This window comes from Pseudomonas sp. YQ_6, assembly GCF_043103245.1.
GTDB lineage: Bacteria > Pseudomonadota > Gammaproteobacteria > Pseudomonadales > Pseudomonadaceae > Aquipseudomonas > Aquipseudomonas alloputida.
On record NZ_JBICJR010000065.1, the window covers coordinates 60977 to 80945 of the forward strand.

The window sequence follows — 19969 nt, forward strand, 5'->3', positions numbered from 1 at the left end:
TCATCTCGGTAGGATTCTCCCCATCGTGATCGCCCACAGATGCGGTCTTCACTCACAGGAGAGTCCCATGAAACTGTTGCACATCGATTCGAGCATCCTGGGCGACAATTCCGCCTCGCGTCAGTTGAGCCGTGAAGTGGTCGAAGCCTGGAAGGCTGCAGACCCAAGCGTTGAGGTGGTTTACCGCGACCTGGCTGCCGATGCCATTGCCCACTTCTCCGCTGCCACCCTGGTCGCTGCAGGCACCCCTGAAGACGTACGTGACGCGGCCCAGGCTTTCGAAGCCAAGCTGAGCGCAGAGACGCTCGAAGAGTTCCTGGCTGCCGATGCCGTGGTGATTGGTGCGCCAATGTACAACTTCACCGTGCCGACTCAGCTCAAAGCCTGGATTGACCGCGTAGCCGTCGCCGGCAAGACCTTCCGCTACACCGAAGCCGGCCCGCAAGGCCTGTGCGGCAACAAGAAAGTGGTGCTGGTTTCCACCGCTGGTGGCCTGCACGCTGGCCAGCCGAGTGGCGCCGGGCATGAAGACTTCCTGAAAGTGTTCCTGGGCTTCATCGGTATTACCGACCTGGAAATCGTCCGGGCCCACGGCCTGGCCTATGGCCCGGAGCAGCGCAGCCAGGCGATCGATGCTGCACAGGCGCAGATTGCCAACGAGCTGTTTGCTGCTGCCTGATCAAAGGAGCGGTTGGTTGCAAGCGTGGCCCTGTCGAAGCACAAGGCCACTCCAACCTGTAGAAGCTCTCAGGCCACCGGGATAAGCGGATCAGCTGCCGCCAGGGCCGATGCCCGGTCAGCCGCTGGCGGATAAATCCACACTGAATTGATCTGGCGCTTCAGCGCCTTGGCTTCGGCCTTGTCCTCCGGTGGCGAAACCTCACGGGCCCACCCTTCGGTGTACACCGCGCCCCAGGCCCCCAGGTCCAGGCACGTCACGTACTTGGGCTGGCTGTAAGCCATTGGTGTTACGCCAAGCAACTCGGCAGCGGCATTGTTGCCCGCATGGCGCCCCAGCGCAATCGCATGCTGGCACGACATCAGGGCATGATTGCCAAGCTCGTCACAGGGGGCGTAAGCCACGTCTCCCGCTGCATACACGGCATCATTGCCCTTGACCTTCAGGTTGCCATCGACATGCAAGCGGCCGCGGTTGTCGCGCTCGCCGCTGATCTGTTCGGTGAGCGGGTTGGCCTTGAAGCCAACCGTCCAGACCACCGTGCTGGCGTCGATACGCTGGCCGTTGTCCAGCTTGACACCGGCAGGGTCTACAGAAACTACAGTGGCACCGCAAACCCACTCCACGCCCAGGGCCTCGCATGCCTGCTCGATGGCTGGGCGGATGCCGTCACCCAGGGCTGCGCCGATCCTGGCGCCGCGGTCGATTACCACTACGCGCAACGCGGCGTCTTCACCCAGTATCGCGCGCAAGCGGGCCGGCAATTCGGTGGCCGTCTCGATACCGGTAAAACCGCCCCCGGCTACCACCACGGTATTGCGTGCCGGCGTGTTCGGCAGGCTGGCCAGTGACTTCAGGTGGGTTTCCAGGCGTGCGGCGCTGTCGAGCTTGTCGACGTCGAAGGCATGCTCGATGCCGTCCATGTCAGGGCGCACGAGCTCACTGCCGCAGGCCATGATCAGTCGGTCGTAGGGCAGGGTGCAGCGAGTGCCGCTGCGAGTGCGATAGCCCACGCGGCGGGCCGTTTCATCGATGTCGTATGCCGTGCCCTGCACGAAACGGACATTGGCAGCGTCGAACAGCGCCTGCAGTGGTGCGGCCATGGTATGCACGTCTGCCTCGTAGAAGCGCGGACGCACATGCAGTTCAGCCTGGGGCGCGAGCAAGGTGACCTCGACGCCCTTGCTGCCGTTGAGGTCAAGCTGTCGGATGGCGCTGAGTGCGCTCCACAGGCCGGCAAAGCCCGCACCAATGATCAGGATCTGCTTCATGGTTGTGCTCCTTTGAAGTTCGGTGGACAAGGTAGACCGTATTGCCGGTCAACGGTGTTACCAGTGCTTGCTGGAGTGCTTCAGAATGTTGGCGGCGTGATCACCCAGATCACCACGGCATCCACTTCACCGGGGTTGCCGTAGCGGTGAGGTTCCTGGCTCGAGAAGCTGAAGCTGTCGCCTTCACTCAGCTGGAAATGCCGCTCGCCTACCCACAGCTCAAACGTGCCGCTGAGCAGGTAACCGGCTTCTTCGCCGTCGTGGCTGTAGCTTTGCTGGCTGTAGGTACCTGGCGGGAAACGTGAGTGCAGCATCTCCAGCTGACGGTTGGGCTGGGGGGTGAGCAGTTGATCGACGATGCCATCTTCGTAATGCACGCTCAGGCGGCTGTTGCGCCGCACCACATAGCCTTGGTCTTCGGGCGCGGTGGTGGCCTCGCTGGCGAAGAACCACTGGATGGTCACGCCCAGGCTGCGGGCGATGTTGAACAGCGCCGGGATCGACGGGTAGGAGAGGTTGCGCTCCAGCTGGCTGATGTAGCCTGCAGTCAGTTCACTGTGTGCGGCCAGCTCCGCCAGGGTCATGCCGCGGCGCTTGCGCAGGCCGCGGATGCGGGTGCCGAGGAACTGCGGCGCGGCGCCCCCCGGTTCGCTGGCGGGGGGCTGGGGGGGTTGGCTCATGCGCGTCGGTCCATCGCAAAAGCCGCAGTATGAACAGCCTCAGAGCGCCCAGGCAACCGTCAGACCATCGTGAATCGCTTCTTCGGCCGTGCGCGGCGCCAGGCAGTCGCCAATCCGCCGTACGTCCACCACACCTGCCAGTTCAGTGGCCAGGCGGTCTTGCGGTTGATGCCCCATGCACAGCACCAAGGTGTCGATGCCTTCGAAGATCATCGGATCGCCGCTGGCGGTGTGCTGCAGGTACACCGTGTTGTCGTCGCTGCCGTACAGGCGTGCGTATGGGGTGACAGGGATACCCAGGCGATGCAGCTCGCCGGCCAGTTGGTCACGTACGTAAAGCGGCAGGCTCTCGCCGCAATGAGTGCCGTTGACCGCCAACTGGACCTGATGGCCTTCGCGCACCAGGCGTTCGGCGATGCCGGGGCCGATCCAGTCACAGCGCCAGTCGATCACCAGCACCGAACGCCCCGGTTTCACCTCATTGCGCAGCACTTGCCAGGCGTCCACTACCTGAAGCTCGCCGGTACGCTCGAACGCCGGCCAGTAGGGGGTGGCGCCGGTAGCGGCAATGACCAGATCAGGGCGCTCACGTTCGACCAGTGCGCGGTCGACCCGGGTGTTGCGCACCACTTCTACACCTGCCAGGGCCATTTCCCGTTGCAGATTGGTGCTGGCACCCCCGAACTCGCTACGCCGTGGCAGCAGCTGGGCCAGCAGCACCTGCCCACCGAGCTGCGGGCCCGCCTCGTACAGCGTGACCTGGTGCCCGCGCGCGGCGGCCACGGCGGCGGCCTTCATGCCGGCAGGCCCGCCGCCGGCGATCATTATGCGTTTGGGCGAGGAAGTGGGCGTGAGGTGCCCGTACTGCAACTCACGCCCGGTTTCCGGGCGCTGGATGCAGGAAATGGGCAAGCCACGATGGAAATGGCCGATGCATGCCTGGTTGCAGGCGATGCAGGCGCGCACGTCTTCGACCTGGCCGCGTTCGGTCTTTTCTGGCATCGACGGATCGCAGATCAGCGCCCGGGTCATGCCGCACACATCAGCCTGGCCGCGGGCCAGGATCAGCTCGGCTTCCTGGGGCTGGTTGATGCGCCCGGTGACGAACAGGGGGATAGCCAACTGTTGCTTGAAGGTGCCAGCCTCGCGGGCCAGGTACGCCGGTTCGATGGCCATCGGTGGCACGATATGGACCGCGCCACCCAGCGAGGCCGAGGTACCGGCGACGACATGCAGGTAGTCGAGCTGGCCCTGCAAGGCCACGGCAGCAGCCAGTGACTCGTCTTCACTCAGGCCCTGGCTGTCGCGCTCGTCAGCGCTGATGCGCAGGCCGATGATGAACTGCTCATCGGTGGCGGCGCGCACTGCGGCCAGCACTTCGCGCAAGAACCTCAGGCGCTGATCCAGGTCACCGTTGTAGCCATCACTGCGTACGTTCACCCGCGGGTTGAGAAACTGCGCGGGCAGATAGCCATGGCTGGCCACCACCTCGACGCCATCCAGCCCGGCCTGGTGCAGGCGGCGGGCGGCGCAGGCGTAGCCCTGGACGATTTCGTCGATCATTGCCTGGTCCAGCGCGCGGGGCATCACCCGGAAGCGCTCATTGGGCACCGCAGATGCCGAGTAGGCTACCGCCAACAGGCCGTCTGCCGACTCCATGATCTCACGCCCGGGGTGAAAGAGTTGCGACAGCACCACGGTGCCGTGCGCATGGCAGGCCTCGGCAAGCTGCCGGTAGCCATCGATGCAGGCATCGTCAGTGGCCATTAGCACATGCGAGGTGTAGCGGGCACTGTCGTGCACCCCGGCGACCTGCAGCACGATCAGGCCTACGCCGCCGGCAGCGCGGTCGCGCTGGTAGGCGATCAGCTTGTCGTTGACCAGGTTGTCGGTGGGCAGGCAGGTGTCGTGCCCGGTGGACATGATGCGGTTTTTCAAACGTTTGCCGCGGATCTGCAAGGGCTCGAACAGGTGTGGGAAGGCGGTCTGCATACAGGCGGCTCCGGTGCGGTGTTTTTATTTTTTCTTATAAAAGTGTAGCAATAGTAAAAAATCAACTTGTTTTTTTACTTGTGTCTGTCTAGGTTTTCCTCACTCGCATGGCGAGGGTGTGACCTCAGAACAACAAGAAAACGGGCCCGTCGGGCACCGCCAGGAGGAAACTACGATGCAGCTATATCCACGTGTGACCGGCCTTTGTGCAGCCTTACTGGCCCTTGGCCTGGGCACTGCGCAAGCTGCGCAGCAGATGGTTGTGGTCGGTTATGGCGGCGCTGGCCAGAAGGCCCAGGATGAGGCGATCTTCAAGCCCTTCATTGCCCAGGACGGCAGCCAGCTGATCCAGAGTGAATACAACGGCGAAATGGCACGGATCCAGGTCATGGCCGACACCGGCAACGTCGATTGGGATGTGGTGCAGATCGAAGGCCCTGACTTGATGCGCGGCTGCGACGAGGGGATCTACGAGCACCTGGACTGGCAGCGCCTGGGCCATGCAGCCGAACTGATCCCGGCAGCCGCACAGGATTGTGGGTCGGCCGCGCTGGTCTGGAGCGTGGCTATTGCCTACGACCGCAGCAAGCTGGCCCAGGCGCCGGCATCGTGGGCGGACTTCTGGGACGTCGACAAGTACCCTGGCAAGCGCGGCCTGCGCAAGCGTGCGGTGTACAACCTGGAATTCGCACTGTTGGCTGACGGGGTCAAGGTCGAGGACGTATACCGGGTATTGTCCACGCCGGCAGGGGTCGAGCGGGCCTTCGCCAAACTCAGCGAACTCAAACCCCATATCCAGTGGTGGGACGCCGGCGCTCAACCCGCGCAATGGCTGGCAGCCGGTGACGTGGTGATGACCTCCACCTACAGCGGACGAATTGCGGTGGCGGCGCAGCAGGGCAGCCCGTTGGCCGTGGTATGGCCTGGCAGCCTGTACGGTATGGACTATTGGGCGATCATCAAAGGCTCGCGGCATGTCGACCAGGCCAAGCGGCTGATTGCCTATGCCAATCAGCCGGATACCCAGGTGCGGTATGTACAACAGATCCCCTATGGGCCCACCAATACCCAAGCCGCGGCCAGGCTTGACCCGGCGCTGGCCGACTGGGTACCCACTTCACCTCGGAACCTGCAGGGGGCGCTGGCCATGAACGTGGAATTCTGGGTCGATCATGGCGAAGAACTGGAGCAACGCTTCAACGCCTGGGCCAGCAAATAGCGTTCAGAAAAGGGGCAACAAGATGACTGCAACGGAACTAAGCCTGCGTCGGGAGCTGGCTGCCTGCTACCGGCTGATCGCGCACTTTCGCATGAGCGATCTCATCTTCACGCATATCTCCCTGCGCCTGCCTGGGCCGGAGCACCATTTCCTGATCAACCCGTATGGCTTGCTCTTCGAGGAGATCACAGCGTCCAGCCTGGTGAAGATCGACCTGCAGGGGCGGCCGGTGGGGGCTGCCCGTCACCCGGTCAATCCGGCCGGGTTCGTCATTCACAGTGCCATTCACGCTGCCCGCGAGGATGCCCGGTGCGTGCTGCACACCCACACCCGCGCAGGCTGCGCGGTGGCCGCACTGGAATGTGGCCTGTTGCCGGTCAACCAGATGTCCATGGAGTTTTACGGCAACGTGGCTTACCACGCCTACGAGGGCGTCGCGCTGGACATGGATGAACAGCAACGGCTGGTGGCCGACTTGGGCAACAAGCCGGTGATGATACTGCGCAACCATGGGCTGTTGACCACGGGACGCAGTGTGGCTGAAGCCTTCTTGCGCATGTACTACCTGGAGAAGGCTTGCGAGATCCAGTTGGCGGCGCAAAGTGCTGGGCAACTGATATTGCCGTCGACCGAAGTTTGCGTGCGTACCGAACGGCAGTTCAACGCGCCGGGGAGAGGGTTGAAGCAGGGGGAGCTGGCTGACCCGGATGCGCTGCAACTGGCTTGGGCGGCGTTGTTGCGAATGTTGGAAAAGGTGGCGCCTGGTTATCAGGATTAAACCTGTGCTTGCTGATTTGGCAACGTAGACGCCCAGCGGACAGCGGGCGGATGGAACAGTCACTGTAGTGCAACCATTGGGTTCAACTGTGCTGGTCCCTTTTCAAGGAATACCGTTATGCTGTAACGAAATATGTCTAAAAAGCCTGCAGAAGGAAGTCGCAATGCCACTTAAGGACCTGCTTATCGCCCTGGTGGTGATTGTCGCCTGGGGCGTCAACTTTGTGGTCATCAAGGTTGGCCTCGACGGGTTGCCACCGATGTTGCTGGGGGCATTGCGTTTCTTGCTGGTGGCGTTCCCGGCGATCTTGCTGGTCAGGCGGCCCAAACTGCCGTGGCGCTGGCTGATCGCTTACGGTGCGACCATTTCACTGGGCCAGTTCGCGTTCCTGTTTCAGGCCATGTACAGCGGCATGCCGCCAGGGTTGGCTTCGTTGATCCTGCAGTCGCAAGCCTTCTTCACCCTCGGTTTTGCTGCGTTGTTTCTCGGTGAGCGGCTGCGCCTGGCCAGCGTGCTGGGGCTGCTGGTAGCGGCCGGCGGCCTGGCACTGATCGGCAGCGAAGACGGCGGCCATGTGCCCATGCTGGCGTTGGTGCTGACCCTGTGTGGCGGTGCGATGTGGGGCCTGGGCAACATCATTACCCGGCGGTTCGGCTCGGTCGACCTGGTCGCACTGGTGATCTGGGGTGGGCTGATCCCGCCACTGCCATTCCTGGCACTGTCCTGGTGGCTGGAAGGCCCCGAGCGCATTGGCCATGCCTTGGCCAATATCAGTTGGAGTTCGGTGCTGGCCCTGGCGTATTTGGCCTTTGTCGCCACCATGCTCGGCTACAGCCTGTGGAGCAAGTTACTGTCGCGTCACCCGGCAGGCAAAGTGGCGCCGTTCTCGCTGCTGGTACCGGTGATTGGCCTGAGTTCGTCGGCGTTACTGCTGGGAGAGCGCCTGACCGCTACGCAGGGCTGGGGCGCATTGTTGGTGATGGCCGGCCTGCTGGTGAATGTCTTCGGTGCGCGCATCGGTCAGCGTTTGCGGGCTGCCAACGCGTAAAGCGCTTAAATCTGCCGACCTGCGCTCTGTTAGAATCGGCCTCTTTTTGCCAGGCCAACGGAGCGCATCCATGATCATTTCCACCACCAGCCAGCTCGAAGGCCGCCCGATTGCCGAATACCTGGGCGTGGTCAGTTCCGAATCGGTGCAGGGCATCAACTTCGTGCGCGATTTCTTTGCACGGTTTCGCGACTTCTTCGGTGGCCGTTCGCAAACCTTGGAAAGCGCGCTGCGCGAGGCCCGGGAGCAGGCCACTGAAGAACTCAAGGCCCGGGCACGACAGTTGCAAGCCGATGCGGTAGTGGGGGTGGATTTTGAGATCAGCATGCCGTCGGTACAGGGCGGCATGGTCGTGGTATTTGCCACCGGTACGGCAGTACGCCTGAAGTAAAGCCTTTTGCCATTGGTCGGCTGCAAGGTTCTTGTCCGGTCGGTCCGCAAATGACCAGCTAGTCTCACTTTCACAGGCCGCGTTCCCTGGGCAACTTGTCTGGTTGCCGACGCGACCGCCACTGGAGGGAGACTGGGCATGAGCGAATCCTTTTTCGAAGACCTGAACGATGCGTTCCCGATCAACAGCCAGGTGCGTTGCGGCCAGACGGCATTTCGCCTGGGTTTCGCCCACATGACGCTGGATGATTCCGAACAGCTCCAGCCTGCACATTTGCAGCGCAGCAAAAAAGGCCGCTTCATGCCGCGGGTACCGCTCAAGAAGTGATCCCGCGTCTGCACACACCCCGCCCAACGGCGGGGTTTTTATTGCCATTCGTTGATCCGCCTCATGGTATTGCCCGGTAGCGCTCGCCGGATGGCCCGGCCTGTGGTTTTCTGACGCGGCATTCCAGCAACGGAGGATTGAATGCTCATGCGAGTCAGGGAAGAAACCTATTGGCAGTGGGCCGACGCACATTTGCACAGCCGCTGCCACGACGAAGCACTCAGCGACGGCACCACACTGGACGTGCAGGTGCGCTTGTCGCGCCTGGGGGCGACGCAGCTGTTTCTGGGGCTGTACGCCGGGGACGGGCGGGCGTTGCTGGAAGAGTATTACCCCGCGCTGCCGGGCGAGACCATGACCCGTGCGCTGGTGTGGGGTGTCGACCGCGCCCGGGCGATGGCAACAGGCGCCTTGCCTCTGCCGGAAACCCGTCTGCAGCGGCGCCAGGCATGAAAAAGCCCGGCCTATGCGGGCCGGGCTCTGGTAAAGGTGCGAACCCTCAATTCAGCGGTTCGATCACCTTGACTGCCTGCTGCTCACGGGCAGCGGGCCATTCTTGTTGCAGGGTCTGCAGCACGCGGCCAACGAATTCAGTGTCGGCGGCGGCTTTCTTGCCGACGTAGCCTTGGCCACGGCGGTAGACCTTGAAGCGGGCACGCATGCTGGGCAGGTGCTCTTCAAATTCATCTTCGACGGTGTTCGGTGGCAGGCGGTCGAGGCGCACTTCACCGGTTTGGCTAACCCACAGCAAATGGTCGTCAAGGCTGTCCTTGCGCACGGCGAACAGCTGGGCCAATTGGTCGATAGTCGGATTGTTGTTCAAGTTCATCATAAAGCCCCCATTACCCATTCATAGGTGATTTTCACAGTTGGCGCTATCACGGTGTAGCGCACTACCAAGGCTGCTACAGCAGCATCGCAACAGGGGCTTTCTCACGCTGCCTTTTGGACAGTTTCCCTCTCCACGGACGGCCTGCGTTACCGCGCAGGCCGTCTGGAACACCCTTGCCACCGCTCCCGATCGGGGAGACGGCTTCATCATGCCCAAGCGTGATGAACGGCGTCAACCATTTTGTAGTGAATTTTTTTGCTCACTACATTCTGTCGTTTTGTCCGACAATCAAAGCTTGCGTTATAAGCCGGAAAGGATGTCGAAGGCGGCTTGTACCCGCGCTTGGTTGGGGTAATTCCGATTGGCCAGCAGCACGACTGCCAGCTGTTCTGCCGGCACGAACGCGGCGTACGCGCCGAAGCCGTTGGTGGCGCCGGTCTTGTTGTACCAGGCTGCCGGTAACGCGGGCAGGGCCGGCTGCAAGCGAGTGGTGGCCTGCGGTTCGCGGATCAGCTGTGGGCTGTTGCCATCGATCAGTGTGCTCAGCGTGACCGGGTAGGGGTAGCGTTCCCAGCCCAGGCCTTGCGTCATGGCGCCAACCTGGAAGTAGCCCTGCTGGGTAATGGCGGTGGCTTTCGCCAGGGCCGGTGGCAGGCCCTGCGGCTGCATGTGCAACCGCACATAGCGCAGCAGGTCGCTGGCGCTGGTTTTGATGCCGTAGGCCTCATCGGCGTAAGGGCCGGGCCCTACACGCACCGGCTTGTCGTCGGCGTCATACCCTTGGGCATAAAGCCCCTGGGCGCTGGCCGGAACCTGTAGGTAGGTGTTTTTCAGGCCCATCTTCGTCAGCAGGCCCTCACTCATCAGCGTGGAAAACGGTTGGTGCTGCGCACGGGCGGCCAGGTCACCGAACAAACCCAGACTGGGGTTGGAGTAGCAGCGCTGGGTGCCAGGTTTGGCACGAGGTTGCCAGTGGCGGAAGAAATCGACTACCTGTTGCGGTGTTTGTACGGTGTCGGGGAACTGCAGTGGCAGGCAGTCGGCGCTGTAGGCGCCCAGTTCCAGCACCGTCGCGTCGCCGATGGGGACGCCGGCCAGTGCCGGGTGATAGCGCTTGGCCGGGGCCTCGAGGTCAAGCTTGCCCTCGGCGCTGGCAAGCGCGGCCAGGGTGGCCGTGTAGGTCTTGCTCAGCGAACCGATCTCGAACAGCGTATCGCGGCTGACCGGTACGTTGTCGGCCTTGCTGGCCACACCGTAGCTGAAGTAATGCGCGTGGTCGCGTGCATAGATGGCCACAGCCATGCCGGTGATGCCTTGTTCCTGCATGAGCGGGCGGATGATCTGGTCGACCTTGGCCTGTAACTGGTCGTCGGCCTGGGCGCTGGAATGGCCTAAGGCAAGGGTAATGGCGGCTGCAAGTGCAGCCAGACGTGGGCGGAGCATGGTGAGTCCTTTTGTGAAGCGTGTCCGTTGAGCGATACCGCTCGGGGTTCCGGCGTTAGCGGCGGGGAGCCAAAGACCTTATCGTCTGCCCACCCACCATGACAAGATGGATACAGTGATGAAGTATTTGCGCATGTTATTTGACAATTTCACCCTGGCCTTGCTCGGTGTGGTACTCATCGCCACCTTGCTGCCTTGCTCGGGCGATGGCGCGGTGTATTTCGGCTGGCTGACCAACCTGGCCATTGGCCTGTTGTTCTTCTTGCATGGCGCCAAACTGTCCCGTGAAGCCATCATTGCCGGTGCCGGGCACTGGCGCCTGCACCTACTGGTGTTCTCCTGTACTTTCGTATTGTTCCCGCTGCTGGGCCTGGCGTTCAAACCTCTGTTCGTACCGCTGGTGGGTAACGAGCTTTACCTTGGCATCCTGTACCTGTGTGCCTTGCCTGCAACCGTGCAGTCGGCCATTGCCTTTACCTCGCTGGCCCGCGGTAACGTGCCGGCGGCCATCTGCAGCGCAGCGGCCTCCAGCCTGTTGGGTATCTTCCTCACCCCGTTGCTGGTGATGCTGCTGCTGGGCGCCGGTGGTGATACAGGTTCCGGCCTGGACGCGGTGTTGAAGATCACTTTGCAGCTGCTGGTGCCGTTCGTTGCCGGGCAGGTCGCGCGGCGCTGGATCGGCGCCTGGGTCAAGCGCAATGCGCGCTGGCTCAAGGTGGTGGACCAGGGTTCGATCCTGCTGGTGGTGTACACCGCCTTCAGTGAGGCCGTGGTTACCGGTTTGTGGCACACCGTATCGCCGCAGCACTTGGCGGGGTTGTTCGTGGTGTGCGCAATTCTGCTGGCAGTGGTGCTGTTTGGCACCCGCTTGCTTGGCAAGGCGCTGGGCTTTGACCTTGAGGATCGCATCACCATCCTGTTTGCCGGCTCCAAGAAAAGCCTGGCTACGGGTGTGCCCATGGCCCAGGTGTTGTTTGTGGGCAGTGGCATTGGCGCGATGATCTTGCCGCTGATGCTGTTTCACCAGATACAGCTGATGGTGTGTGCTGTGCTGGCGCAGCGTTATGCCAGCCGTGAGCAGGGGGTGGAGGCTTCGGCGGTGTCTTGAGCGCCTTTGCGTTCCCATGAAGATACTGTGTTGGCGGTCAAGCTTTTCTGCGGTGCTCAGAGCTGAAAAGCTTGGTCGTATCAAGGGGTTGATACCCGCGAAGCAGGCCGGGCCTGCTGGCCAATTTCTACCCGCTGTTCACCGTCGCAGCCGCCGCCGTATTCGCGGGTAAACCCGCTCCTACACAGATCGGGGGTGGACACACATCGGGGGTTGGGCGCAGGTCGTCGTAGGAGCGGGTTTACCCGCGAAAGGGCCGGGCCTGCTGGCCAATTCCACCCGTCGTTCACCGTTGCCGCCGCCGCCGTATTCGCGGGTAAACCCGCTCCTACCACGGTTCGCGCTAACGGCTGAATTTTGCGCTGGGCAAGACAGGCGCTGTAGATGTGGAACGCGATGGCAGCGATCAGCGGGTCAGGCCTGAACGACGCTCGCGCAGCGCCTTGTCGACTTCGGCCTCGATTTTGTAGGCCGGCCCCTCCAGGTCGTCGAAGTTGCGCGTATAGCGTCGGGCAAACTCCTCCACGCCCAGCTCCTGATACTGCTGCACATGCTTGAGCTCGTGCGCCCACAAGGCTACGTTGTCCTCCGCATCGGCGGGCCGGCGGAAGATGATCGTGTCGATCAGTGTAACGGCGTTCACATCGGGGTTCTGCAATAGTGCATTGGCTGCGCTGATCTGTTGCTCATCCCCCACCCGGAAGCGCGCCGCGTCAAGCACGGCAAAGTCATACCAGGGTTCCAGCTGCGCCCGAATATGCAACGGAATCGGCTGCACACCGCTGGCCGTGGCTTCGTCGCGGGCCTGGCGCAAGGCGTATGCCAGGCTGGACGAGGCCATGACCTCCACATCCTTGAGGATCTGCCCGGCCTGGCCTGGGTCGATCGGGGCGCAAAAGCAGCCCATCAGGCACACTTGATACTGCCCAGGCGGGCAGGCCTGTTCGGCAAGCGCTGGCAGGGCCAATAGCAAACCCAGCAGGGCACTAATCCGCCTCATGCAGGGCCTGTTCGACAAACTGGCGGCTGGCGCCCAATACCTGCGCTTGCACGCTTTCACTGGCCAGCATGCGCCCGACCAGCAATGCCCCTACGCACTGGCTGATCAGCACCCAGGCCAGGTGCTCATCCTCCAGGGTTGTGCTCCAGGCCCGGTGCAGTTCTACCAGCCAGTGCTCAGCCACTTCACGCACCGGCGTGTCGGCCCGGGCGATTTCCACACCCAGCGGCGGCAACGGGCATCCACCTTCGGCATTGCGCAGGTGGGCCAGGCTCAGGTACTGCTGCAGGCAGCGGCCCAGGCGTTCTCTGTTGGCTCCCTGGCTGGCCAGGCGTGCCAGGGGGCTGTTGCTCAGCTCCTGGCGTACCACCTCGGTAAACAGGTCGTCCTTGGACGGGAAGTGGTTGTAGAAGGCACCGCCGGTCAGGCCGATCGCTTTCATCAACCCGGCCACGCCGGTACTGGCAAAACCCCCGCGCTTGGCCAGCGCGCCGCTGCTGGCCAGCAACCGTTCGCGGGTTTGCTGTTTGTGTTCGTTGGAGTATCGCATTCACATGCCTCGGCAGACAGGCTTGACGGTGACCGCGATCATAACATAGCGTTCGTTTACTAAACGATCATTCACTAATGGAGCCGGGCATGTCAGAACAACAGAAAGTCGTGCTGGTGATCGGGGCGGGCGACGCCACTGGGGGCGAGATCGCCAAGCGCTTTGCGCGTGAGGGCTACATTGCCTGCGTAACCCGGCGCCAGGCCGACAAACTGCAGCCGCTGCTGGAGGAAATACACGCCGCTGGCGGCCAGGCCTACGGTTTTGGCTCTGATGCGCGCAAGGAAGAGGAGGTCGCCGCGCTGGTGGAGACTATCGAGCGTGATATAGGTCCGATTGAGGCATTTGTCTTCAATATCGGTGCGAATGTGCCATGCAGCATTCTCGAGGAAACCCCACGCAAGTACTTCAAGATCTGGGAAATGGCCTGCTTTGCCGGTTTCCTCACCGCGCAGGCGGTGGCCCGGCGCATGGTTCAGCGTGAGCGCGGCACCCTCCTGTTCACCGGCGCTACAGCCGGTACCCGCGGCGCAGCCGGTTTTGCCGCCTTCGCCGGGGCCAAGCATGGCTTGCGTGCCCTGGCACAGAGCATGGCGCGCGAGTTGGGGCCACGCAACATCCATGTCGCCCATGTAGTGGTGGACGGTGCCATCGACACGGCCTTCATCCGCGACAGCTTCCCCGAGCGCTATGCCCTCAAGGACCAGGATGGCATCCTTGACCCGGCGCACATTGCCGACAGTTACTGGTTCTTGCACGCTCAGCCCCGCGACGCCTGGACCTTCGAGCTTGACCTGCGCCCCTGGATGGAGCGCTGGTAAGCCTCTGTCATCACCCAAGGACCGTAACCATGCACAAGTCTGTCGATTTCTTTTTTGACCTGGGCAGCCCGGCCAGCTACCTGGCCTGGACCCAACTGCCGAACCTGTGTGCCCGCCACGGCGCTACGCTGCGCTACCGGCCAATGCTGCTTGGCGGGGTTTTCCAGGCTACCGGCAATGCTTCGCCGGCCATGATCCCGGCCAAAGGGCGCTATATGTTCACCGACTTGACCCGCTTTGCCGAACGCTACGGTGTGCCGTTCGGGATGCCGCCGGGTTTCCCGGTCAATACCCTGACGTTGATGCGCGGCGTGACAGGTACCCAGTTGCATTCACCGGATCGGTTCGAGGCATTGCTATCGGTGCTGTTCACTGGGCTGTGGGTACAGCGCCGCAACCTGAGCGACAGCGCTGTGCTGAATGAAACACTCGTGCAGGCAGGTTTCGACCCGCAGGGTTTTCATGCCCTGGCCGCTGACAGCGAAGTAAAAGCAGCGCTAAAGCAGGCCACCGAGGCTGCTGTGGCGCGCGGGGTGTTTGGCGCGCCCACCTGTTTTGTCGGTGATGGCATGTTCTTCGGCCAGGACCGCCTGGACTTTGTCGAGGAGGCGCTGCGTCAGGGGGCCAGCAGCCTCTCCAGCTGAGTGCGCTCCCACAGGCTGAGCAGGTCGGTGGGGTTGGTGCCATAGCGCTGCCAGTGCTCGAGCCCGGCCTGTTCGCCGCCGGGGGCTTGGCAATGAACGCAATGCGCCAGGCCTTCGGTATCCAGGGCCAACGTCAGTTGCCAGCCCTGGATACCGACATCGACCAAGCCGCCCTCGCGGCGTGCAGCCACCTCAAGTTGATGCACGCCAAGGGCCACATTGCGCAGGCACTGATAGACATCCCGGGCGCTCAGTGAACGTCTGTGGGTCAAGATCAGAAATTCGCCGGCGTGTTGGCGCTGATGATCTCGGCCTCATCCGGGCCGATGTTCTTGAAACTGTGCGGCAGGGTAGTGGGGATGTAGTAGCCGTCGCCAGAGTTGAGCACACTGACCTGGCCGTCGACCCACAGTTCGACGGTACCCCGGGTGACCAACCCGCATTCTTCGCCTTCAGCGTGCACGATCGGCTCGCCAGAGTCGGCGCCGGGTGCGTACAGCTCACGCAGCATGCGCATTTGGCGGCCTTCGACGCTGGCGCCGACCAGCAGCATGCGCAGGCCATTGCGGCCCAGGTCGGGTTGTTCGCCACCACGGAATACGTAGCGTTCCTCACGCACCGGCTCGTCGAAGCTGAAAAACTCCGCCAGGCTCATGGGAATGCCTTCGAGCAGTTTTTTCAGGGAGCTGACCGAAGGGCTGACGCGATTCTGCTCGATCTGCGAGATCGTCGAATTGGTCAGCCCGCTGCGGCGGGCCAGTTCCCGTTGGGAGAGGTTGTTGCGTTCACGCACCAGTTTGAGTCGCGTCCCCGTGTCCATAGCCGCCTTGTAATCAGAGGTGTCAATAATAATGAGCGATGCGCATTAAAACACACTCTGCGTCCTTGCGCGCTGTGCTTCTCAAACCCGCTGCTCACGCGGCATTGGCCACAGCCCGACCAGCAGCAACAGCACGGCCACGACCAAGAATGGCAAGCGCGGATCAAGGGCATACACCAAGGTACCGGCGAGCGGCCCGATCACCGCGCCCATGCCTTGTGCGGCGCCAATGGAGCCGGCCGTGGCGCCTTGTTCGGAGGCCTGCATGGCATTGGCCGCCAGTGCCGAAAACGCCGGGAACACGAAGCCCATGCCGGCCGCCGCAACAAAATAGCAAGCCCACAGCCAGGGGGCCGTGGTGGCCAGCGAGCCACAGGCAAAGCCCAGTGCCGATACCGTGGCACCTACCCGGATCATCTTCAGCGGTGGCCACTCCAGTTGGCGCAGTATCACCTGGGCCAGCATCAGTGCCACACCCACGGTGGTCAGGGCGATGCCAGCTGCCTGAGCGGCTTCGGCAGGGCCCAGATGCAAGCGGTCAAGGGCAAAGAAACCGACGATGATCTGCGACACGGTCACGCTGAGCATGGCGCTGAATGCCACCAGCAGCGGCCGGCGCAGGCGCGGGTCGTTCAGCCGCACCGGGCTTGGGGCGTGGCTGTGAGGCAGCGCCTGTGGTTTGAGGGTAAAAAACAGTACCAGGAAGGCAGTGGCCGGCAACAGCGACATGATATGGAACGGCAGGCTCAGGCTGTGCCGCGCCAGCAGTGCGGCCAGCGCCGGCCCGACCACCAGACCGACGGCGTTGGCCGCCCCCAGTGAGGCCATGGCCCGCGCCCGGCGTTGCGGCTCGACATGGTCGGCGATCAGCGCATTGCAGCCTACCGGGATGGCAGCATAAAAGGCGCCGATGCAACCACGCGCGATCATCAGGCCGATGAACGCCAAGGTCGCCCCCGGCAGCCAGCGCAGTGCGCCTTCGACGAACAGGCACAGCAGCCAGTAGGCCAGGGTGAAGCCGGCGCTGCCCAGCAGCAGGATGCGCCGGCGGCCCAGGCGGTCTGCCGCTCGACCCCAGGGCCGGGCCAGCAGCACCCAGACCACGCCCGCCACGGTCACGGCGGCGCCGGCTTGCCAGGTGGCCATACCAAGCTGGCGGGCTATCGGGCCGATCAGGGCGACGAAGGCCATCATCGACATGGTGCAGGCCATGTTGGCCAGCAGCAGCGGGCGCAAGTTCAGGGTACTGGCAGGCAGAAGGGTTGCAGAATCCTTTGCGACGTTCATAGGCAGTCCAGGGCAGAGTGGCAAACAAAATCGATATTATTAGGAATCATTATCGATTGTCGAACCCCGTGCTGCTACCGTTCATTCGCTGCGGTGCAAGGGGCCAGGCCACATGCTACGCAACACACCGTCGCGACGCACCCACGCATGCATCAAGGCTGCCCCCACATGGACCAGCACCGTGGCGAATAGCAGGTAGCCCGCCCAGCCATGGGCCTGGCGCAACACGGCATATAGCTGCAGGTTGTGGGGGGCGATGGCGGGCAAGCCGAGCGGGCGCGGGTAATCGCCGGCCGACAGCATGGCCCAGCCCAGCAGCGGCATGGCCAGCATCAGGCCATAGAGCAGCAGATGCGAGGCTCCGGCGGCCCAGCGCTGCAGTTTTGGCAGGTCGTTTGGCAGGGGGGGATGGGGTAGGGTCAGGCGCACAGCGATGCGCAGTACCACCAGCACCAGCAGGGCCAGCCCGGTGGCCTTGTGCAGGCTGATCAGCAACGGGTGGCGTAGCGACAGGTCGGCGACCATGCTCACGCCGATGAACAGCATGGCCAGAATCAGCACGGCCATCAGCCAGTGCAACAAGCGGGCGAAAGGGTGGAAGGCTTGAGGTTTCATGGCTTGGCTCCGGTGCTGAGCGATTCGCGGCTACGGCGGTTGAACGATTCCGAATAGGCGGCCGAGCGGGCGGCGAGGATCGGGTCGGCCGACGCCTCTATACCGCGCGGCAGGATCAGCGGGTCGAAGTTGAGGTCGCGGCAGGCCCCTTGCTCGGGGGCGTCTACCTGTTCCAGCACCAGTGTGCCGGCGTCCACGCTGCGCCGTTCGGCGGGCCACGGCCGGGCAGGGTCGTCCACGGCATCGCCTGGTTCGGCCAGTACCAGGCGCAGCTTCCAACGCAACGGGCCTTGGGCGAGGCGTTGCTGCAAGTCGTGTTGCAGGAATTGTTTGTCATCCACCTGCGCGGGTAATGCCGCAAATGCAGTTTGTGGCTCGAGCTGCCAACGCACCGGGTGGGCCGCGCCAGCTGCGTCGATCAGGCGGAAGGCATTGATACTGTGGTATTGCGTGTTGGCGAAGCTGTCGCTGGGTTTGTAGCCCGCCGCCCATTGCCGAAACGCCGCGCTTTCCGGGTGGGCAGCGAAGAACGCCTGCAGCTTGCCAGGGTCCGGTTTGCCGGTCGCCGGGTCTGGTGCACTCGCCAGTACTTGCTGGTAGAACGCTTGCGGCGTGCTGACTGCCAGCACCGGCGGGTTGTTCATGCCCGTCCGCCAGACCTGGCCGTCGTCGGTGCTTAGCTCAATCGCCAGGCTGCGTACGGGTATACCCGTATCCGGGGCGAACGGGTTGGCACCGCCGATGGCAAAACGGCCAACCACCGGCACCCGTTGCTGGCTGAAGGCGCGCGCCGTGGACAGGTTGGCGGCCTGCCCGCTGGCCTGGAAGTAGCCGCTCACGCACAACCCCTTGGCGTGGTTCTTGCGATAGCCTGGGTAATGCCCGGCCTGGGCTTCGAAGGTGTCGATGATGCGTTGTGGCGTCAGTCGTGGGGCGCCGAGCCAGCCAGCGGCATAGGCAAAGCCGGCACCTGCGGCCAGCAGCACGCCGCCAATGGCGGCCAGGCGCAAGGCTTTGGCCGGGCCGTGCAAGGGTGTGTTCATGGTCATCGTCCGGTTCAGTGAAGGTGCCAGTACGACGTGTCAGAGAAAAAGTTATTCCCTCATCGGGAATAGAATTTGTTCACAGGCGTCTGCCCTTTACACTGACAACCCCAGAGGCCGGGACCTAGCCATGCATGATTTGGACGACCACCAGTGGCGCGAGCTGCTGGCCCGCCTGCGCCGCTTTGCCGTGTGGCTGACCCGCGAGCCGGGCAGCGCCGACGACCTGGTGCAGGCTACGGTCGAGCGGGCCCTGAGCCGTCGCGACCAGCAACGGGACGCTGATGCCCTGCGTGCCTGGCTGTTCACCATCCTGTATCGACAGTTCCTCGACGGTAAGCGCCGCGAGCGATTGCATGCGCGCTGGTTGTCCTGGTTCGGCCGTAACGAGCACGACGATGAGCCGGCCGGTGACAACCTCGAAACCATCGTCCTGGCACAGGCTGACCTGCAGGCGTTTGCCCGGCTGACAGCGGAGCAGCGTGCCTTGTTGTTGCTGGTCAGCATCGAAGGCTTGAGTTACAAGGAGGCCGCCCAGGCTTTGGGCATCCCCATCGGCACTGTGATGTCGCGCCTGTCGCGCGCGCGCAATGCCTTGCGCGAACTGACCGAGGGCAACCCCCAACCCCCGGCCTTGCGGAGACTGAAATGACGCGCCTGATCCCCAGCGATGACGAATTGCACGCTTACGTCGATGAGCGCCTGGAACCTGTGCGCCGGGCCGAAGTGCAGGCCTGGCTGGCGGCCAACCCGCAAGCTGCGGCACGGGTGGAAGGCTGGCGCGCCGATGCCCGAAGGCTGCGCACAGCGCTGGCCGGGTTGGGCGAGCTGCCCGGTGCGGCGCAGCTGGACCTTGGCCAGTTGCGTCGGCAATTGCGCCAGCGTCGGCAGCGGCGCTGGGCTGCGGCGGCGGTAGTGATGCTGGCGTTGGGCGTGGGGGGCTTGGGCGGCTGGCAAGTGCGCGATGCAACCCTGGCGCGGGTCGACCTGCCCATGGCTGATGCTGTACAGGCGCACCGTCTGTTCGCCGGCAGTGAAGCACTGGATATCCAGGCCAGTGATCCTGGGCAGTTGCGCGACTGGCTGGGCCGCCATTTCAGTCGGGTGGGCCAGTTACCGGACCTGGCGGGCTATGGCTTCAAACCAGTGGGCGCGCGCTTGCTCAGCAACGAGCAGGGGCCGGCTGCATTACTGGTGTTTGAAGATGGCAAGGGCCAGCGCATCAGCCTGTTCCTGCGCTCTCCGGGCGACCATTATCGGCGCATGCCGGACGGGCAGCGGGTCGATGGCCAACTGGAGGCGCGGTATTGGTCGCATGGGGCTTATAACTTTGCCTTGGTCAGCGCGGCGGACGATGTGCGTGGGGCGGGAGTGGGGGAGGCGTTGAGGTTGGGGTTGTGAGTGTGGGCCCAAGGCGTGCA

General features: G+C 63.3%; 24 protein-coding genes. 12 read left to right on the forward strand and 12 right to left on the reverse strand.

Annotation, left to right across the window (positions count from 1 at the left end; all coding sequences use genetic code 11):
• Positions 1-67 precede the first annotated feature (67 nt).
• Entirely contained in the window at positions 68-679 is a 612-nt protein-coding gene (locus ACF8FG_RS22090) for an FMN-dependent NADH-azoreductase (protein WP_019437154.1), read from the forward strand.
• Between the two features lie 68 nt (positions 680-747).
• Here ACF8FG_RS22090 and ACF8FG_RS22095 read toward each other — a convergent pair whose 3' ends face one another.
• The 3 genes from ACF8FG_RS22095 to ACF8FG_RS22105 all read right to left on the reverse strand — a co-directional run bounded on the left by ACF8FG_RS22095 (position 748) and on the right by ACF8FG_RS22105 (position 4622).
• Positions 748-1950 carry an NAD(P)/FAD-dependent oxidoreductase gene (locus tag ACF8FG_RS22095; protein ID WP_318082031.1) on the reverse strand — a complete coding sequence of 401 codons (1203 nt, stop codon included), beginning with the start codon at positions 1948-1950 and terminating at the stop codon, positions 748-750.
• Positions 1951-2030: 80 nt separating this feature from the next.
• Positions 2031-2630 carry a helix-turn-helix domain-containing protein gene (locus tag ACF8FG_RS22100; RefSeq protein ID WP_014591264.1) on the reverse strand — a complete coding sequence of 200 codons (600 nt, stop codon included), beginning with the start codon at positions 2628-2630 and terminating at the stop codon, positions 2031-2033.
• A gap of 39 nt (positions 2631-2669) precedes the next feature.
• Positions 2670-4622 (reverse strand): FAD-dependent oxidoreductase, encoded by a 1953-nt coding sequence (locus ACF8FG_RS22105; protein ID WP_014591263.1) that lies wholly within the window; start codon positions 4620-4622, stop codon positions 2670-2672.
• Between the two features lie 175 nt (positions 4623-4797).
• Between ACF8FG_RS22105 and ACF8FG_RS22110 the strand changes: the two genes are divergently transcribed.
• From ACF8FG_RS22110 to ACF8FG_RS22135, 6 genes are all read left to right on the forward strand, one after another.
• Complete coding sequence (locus ACF8FG_RS22110; protein WP_318082273.1) at positions 4798-5841, forward strand: ABC transporter substrate-binding protein; 1044 nt, start codon at positions 4798-4800, stop codon at positions 5839-5841.
• Complete coding sequence (locus ACF8FG_RS22115) at positions 5795-6619, forward strand: class II aldolase/adducin family protein (RefSeq protein WP_080557802.1); 825 nt, start codon at positions 5795-5797, stop codon at positions 6617-6619. The genes ACF8FG_RS22110 and ACF8FG_RS22115 overlap by 47 nt, the downstream gene beginning before the upstream one ends.
• 163 nt (positions 6620-6782) lie before the next feature.
• Complete coding sequence (locus ACF8FG_RS22120) at positions 6783-7667, forward strand: EamA family transporter (RefSeq protein ID WP_003253899.1); 885 nt, start codon at positions 6783-6785, stop codon at positions 7665-7667.
• 70 nt (positions 7668-7737) lie between these two features.
• Positions 7738-8058, forward strand: a complete 321-nt coding sequence (locus ACF8FG_RS22125; protein WP_003258990.1) for a YbjQ family protein — start codon at positions 7738-7740, stop codon at positions 8056-8058.
• Between the two features lie 138 nt (positions 8059-8196).
• Positions 8197-8385 (forward strand): hypothetical protein, encoded by a 189-nt coding sequence (locus ACF8FG_RS22130; RefSeq protein WP_014591260.1) that lies wholly within the window; start codon positions 8197-8199, stop codon positions 8383-8385.
• A gap of 141 nt (positions 8386-8526) precedes the next feature.
• Entirely contained in the window at positions 8527-8838 is a 312-nt protein-coding gene (locus ACF8FG_RS22135) for a hypothetical protein (protein WP_014591259.1), read from the forward strand.
• 46 nt (positions 8839-8884) lie between these two features.
• Here ACF8FG_RS22135 and ACF8FG_RS22140 read toward each other — a convergent pair whose 3' ends face one another.
• Positions 8885-9217, reverse strand: coding sequence for a hypothetical protein (locus tag ACF8FG_RS22140; RefSeq protein WP_003253895.1), 333 nt, complete (start codon positions 9215-9217; stop codon positions 8885-8887).
• A 300-nt stretch (positions 9218-9517) separates the two neighbouring features.
• Complete coding sequence (ampC, locus tag ACF8FG_RS22145) at positions 9518-10660, reverse strand: class C beta-lactamase (RefSeq protein WP_076402984.1); 1143 nt, start codon at positions 10658-10660, stop codon at positions 9518-9520.
• Between the two features lie 106 nt (positions 10661-10766).
• On the opposite strand from ampC, the gene ACF8FG_RS22150 reads away from it, so the two are divergent.
• Complete coding sequence (locus tag ACF8FG_RS22150) at positions 10767-11768, forward strand: bile acid:sodium symporter family protein (protein ID WP_019437150.1); 1002 nt, start codon at positions 10767-10769, stop codon at positions 11766-11768.
• A gap of 406 nt (positions 11769-12174) precedes the next feature.
• Here ACF8FG_RS22150 and ACF8FG_RS22155 read toward each other — a convergent pair whose 3' ends face one another.
• Entirely contained in the window at positions 12175-12768 is a 594-nt protein-coding gene (locus tag ACF8FG_RS22155; RefSeq protein WP_318079812.1) for a DUF4157 domain-containing protein, read from the reverse strand.
• Positions 12755-13318, reverse strand: a complete 564-nt coding sequence (locus tag ACF8FG_RS22160) for a TetR/AcrR family transcriptional regulator (protein WP_014591255.1) — start codon at positions 13316-13318, stop codon at positions 12755-12757. Before ACF8FG_RS22160 ends, ACF8FG_RS22155 begins: the two co-directional genes overlap by 14 nt.
• Before the next feature lie 89 nt (positions 13319-13407).
• Here ACF8FG_RS22160 and ACF8FG_RS22165 point away from each other — a divergent pair, with 89 nt between their 5' ends.
• Positions 13408-14139 carry an SDR family oxidoreductase gene (locus tag ACF8FG_RS22165; RefSeq protein ID WP_014591254.1) on the forward strand — a complete coding sequence of 244 codons (732 nt, stop codon included), beginning with the start codon at positions 13408-13410 and terminating at the stop codon, positions 14137-14139.
• 29 nt (positions 14140-14168) lie between these two features.
• Positions 14169-14783: a 2-hydroxychromene-2-carboxylate isomerase gene (locus tag ACF8FG_RS22170; RefSeq protein ID WP_014591253.1), complete on the forward strand. Its 615-nt coding sequence runs from the start codon at positions 14169-14171 to the stop codon at positions 14781-14783.
• Here the strand turns inward: ACF8FG_RS22170 and ACF8FG_RS22175 are convergent.
• From ACF8FG_RS22175 to ACF8FG_RS22195, 5 genes are all read right to left on the reverse strand, one after another.
• Entirely contained in the window at positions 14756-15055 is a 300-nt protein-coding gene (locus tag ACF8FG_RS22175; RefSeq protein ID WP_023389254.1) for a hypothetical protein, read from the reverse strand. The two genes, ACF8FG_RS22170 and ACF8FG_RS22175, sit on opposite strands and share 28 nt — an antisense overlap.
• Positions 15056-15057: 2 nt before the next feature.
• Positions 15058-15603 carry a cupin domain-containing protein gene (locus tag ACF8FG_RS22180; protein ID WP_003248033.1) on the reverse strand — a complete coding sequence of 182 codons (546 nt, stop codon included), beginning with the start codon at positions 15601-15603 and terminating at the stop codon, positions 15058-15060.
• 81 nt (positions 15604-15684) lie between these two features.
• Entirely contained in the window at positions 15685-16890 is a 1206-nt protein-coding gene (locus ACF8FG_RS22185; RefSeq protein ID WP_081384697.1) for an MFS transporter, read from the reverse strand.
• An 81-nt stretch (positions 16891-16971) separates the two neighbouring features.
• Positions 16972-17505 carry a cytochrome b gene (locus tag ACF8FG_RS22190; RefSeq protein ID WP_014591250.1) on the reverse strand — a complete coding sequence of 178 codons (534 nt, stop codon included), beginning with the start codon at positions 17503-17505 and terminating at the stop codon, positions 16972-16974.
• Entirely contained in the window at positions 17502-18554 is a 1053-nt protein-coding gene (locus ACF8FG_RS22195; RefSeq protein ID WP_019437146.1) for a catalase family peroxidase, read from the reverse strand. The genes ACF8FG_RS22190 and ACF8FG_RS22195 overlap by 4 nt, the downstream gene beginning before the upstream one ends.
• A 124-nt stretch (positions 18555-18678) precedes the next feature.
• Between ACF8FG_RS22195 and ACF8FG_RS22200 the strand changes: the two genes are divergently transcribed.
• Together ACF8FG_RS22200 and ACF8FG_RS22205 are read left to right on the forward strand one after the other, a co-directional pair.
• Entirely contained in the window at positions 18679-19200 is a 522-nt protein-coding gene (locus ACF8FG_RS22200) for a sigma-70 family RNA polymerase sigma factor (RefSeq protein ID WP_019437145.1), read from the forward strand.
• Positions 19197-19949 carry an anti-sigma factor gene (locus tag ACF8FG_RS22205; RefSeq protein ID WP_014591247.1) on the forward strand — a complete coding sequence of 251 codons (753 nt, stop codon included), beginning with the start codon at positions 19197-19199 and terminating at the stop codon, positions 19947-19949. Before ACF8FG_RS22200 ends, ACF8FG_RS22205 begins: the two co-directional genes overlap by 4 nt.
• The last annotated feature ends 20 nt before the right edge of the window (positions 19950-19969 follow it).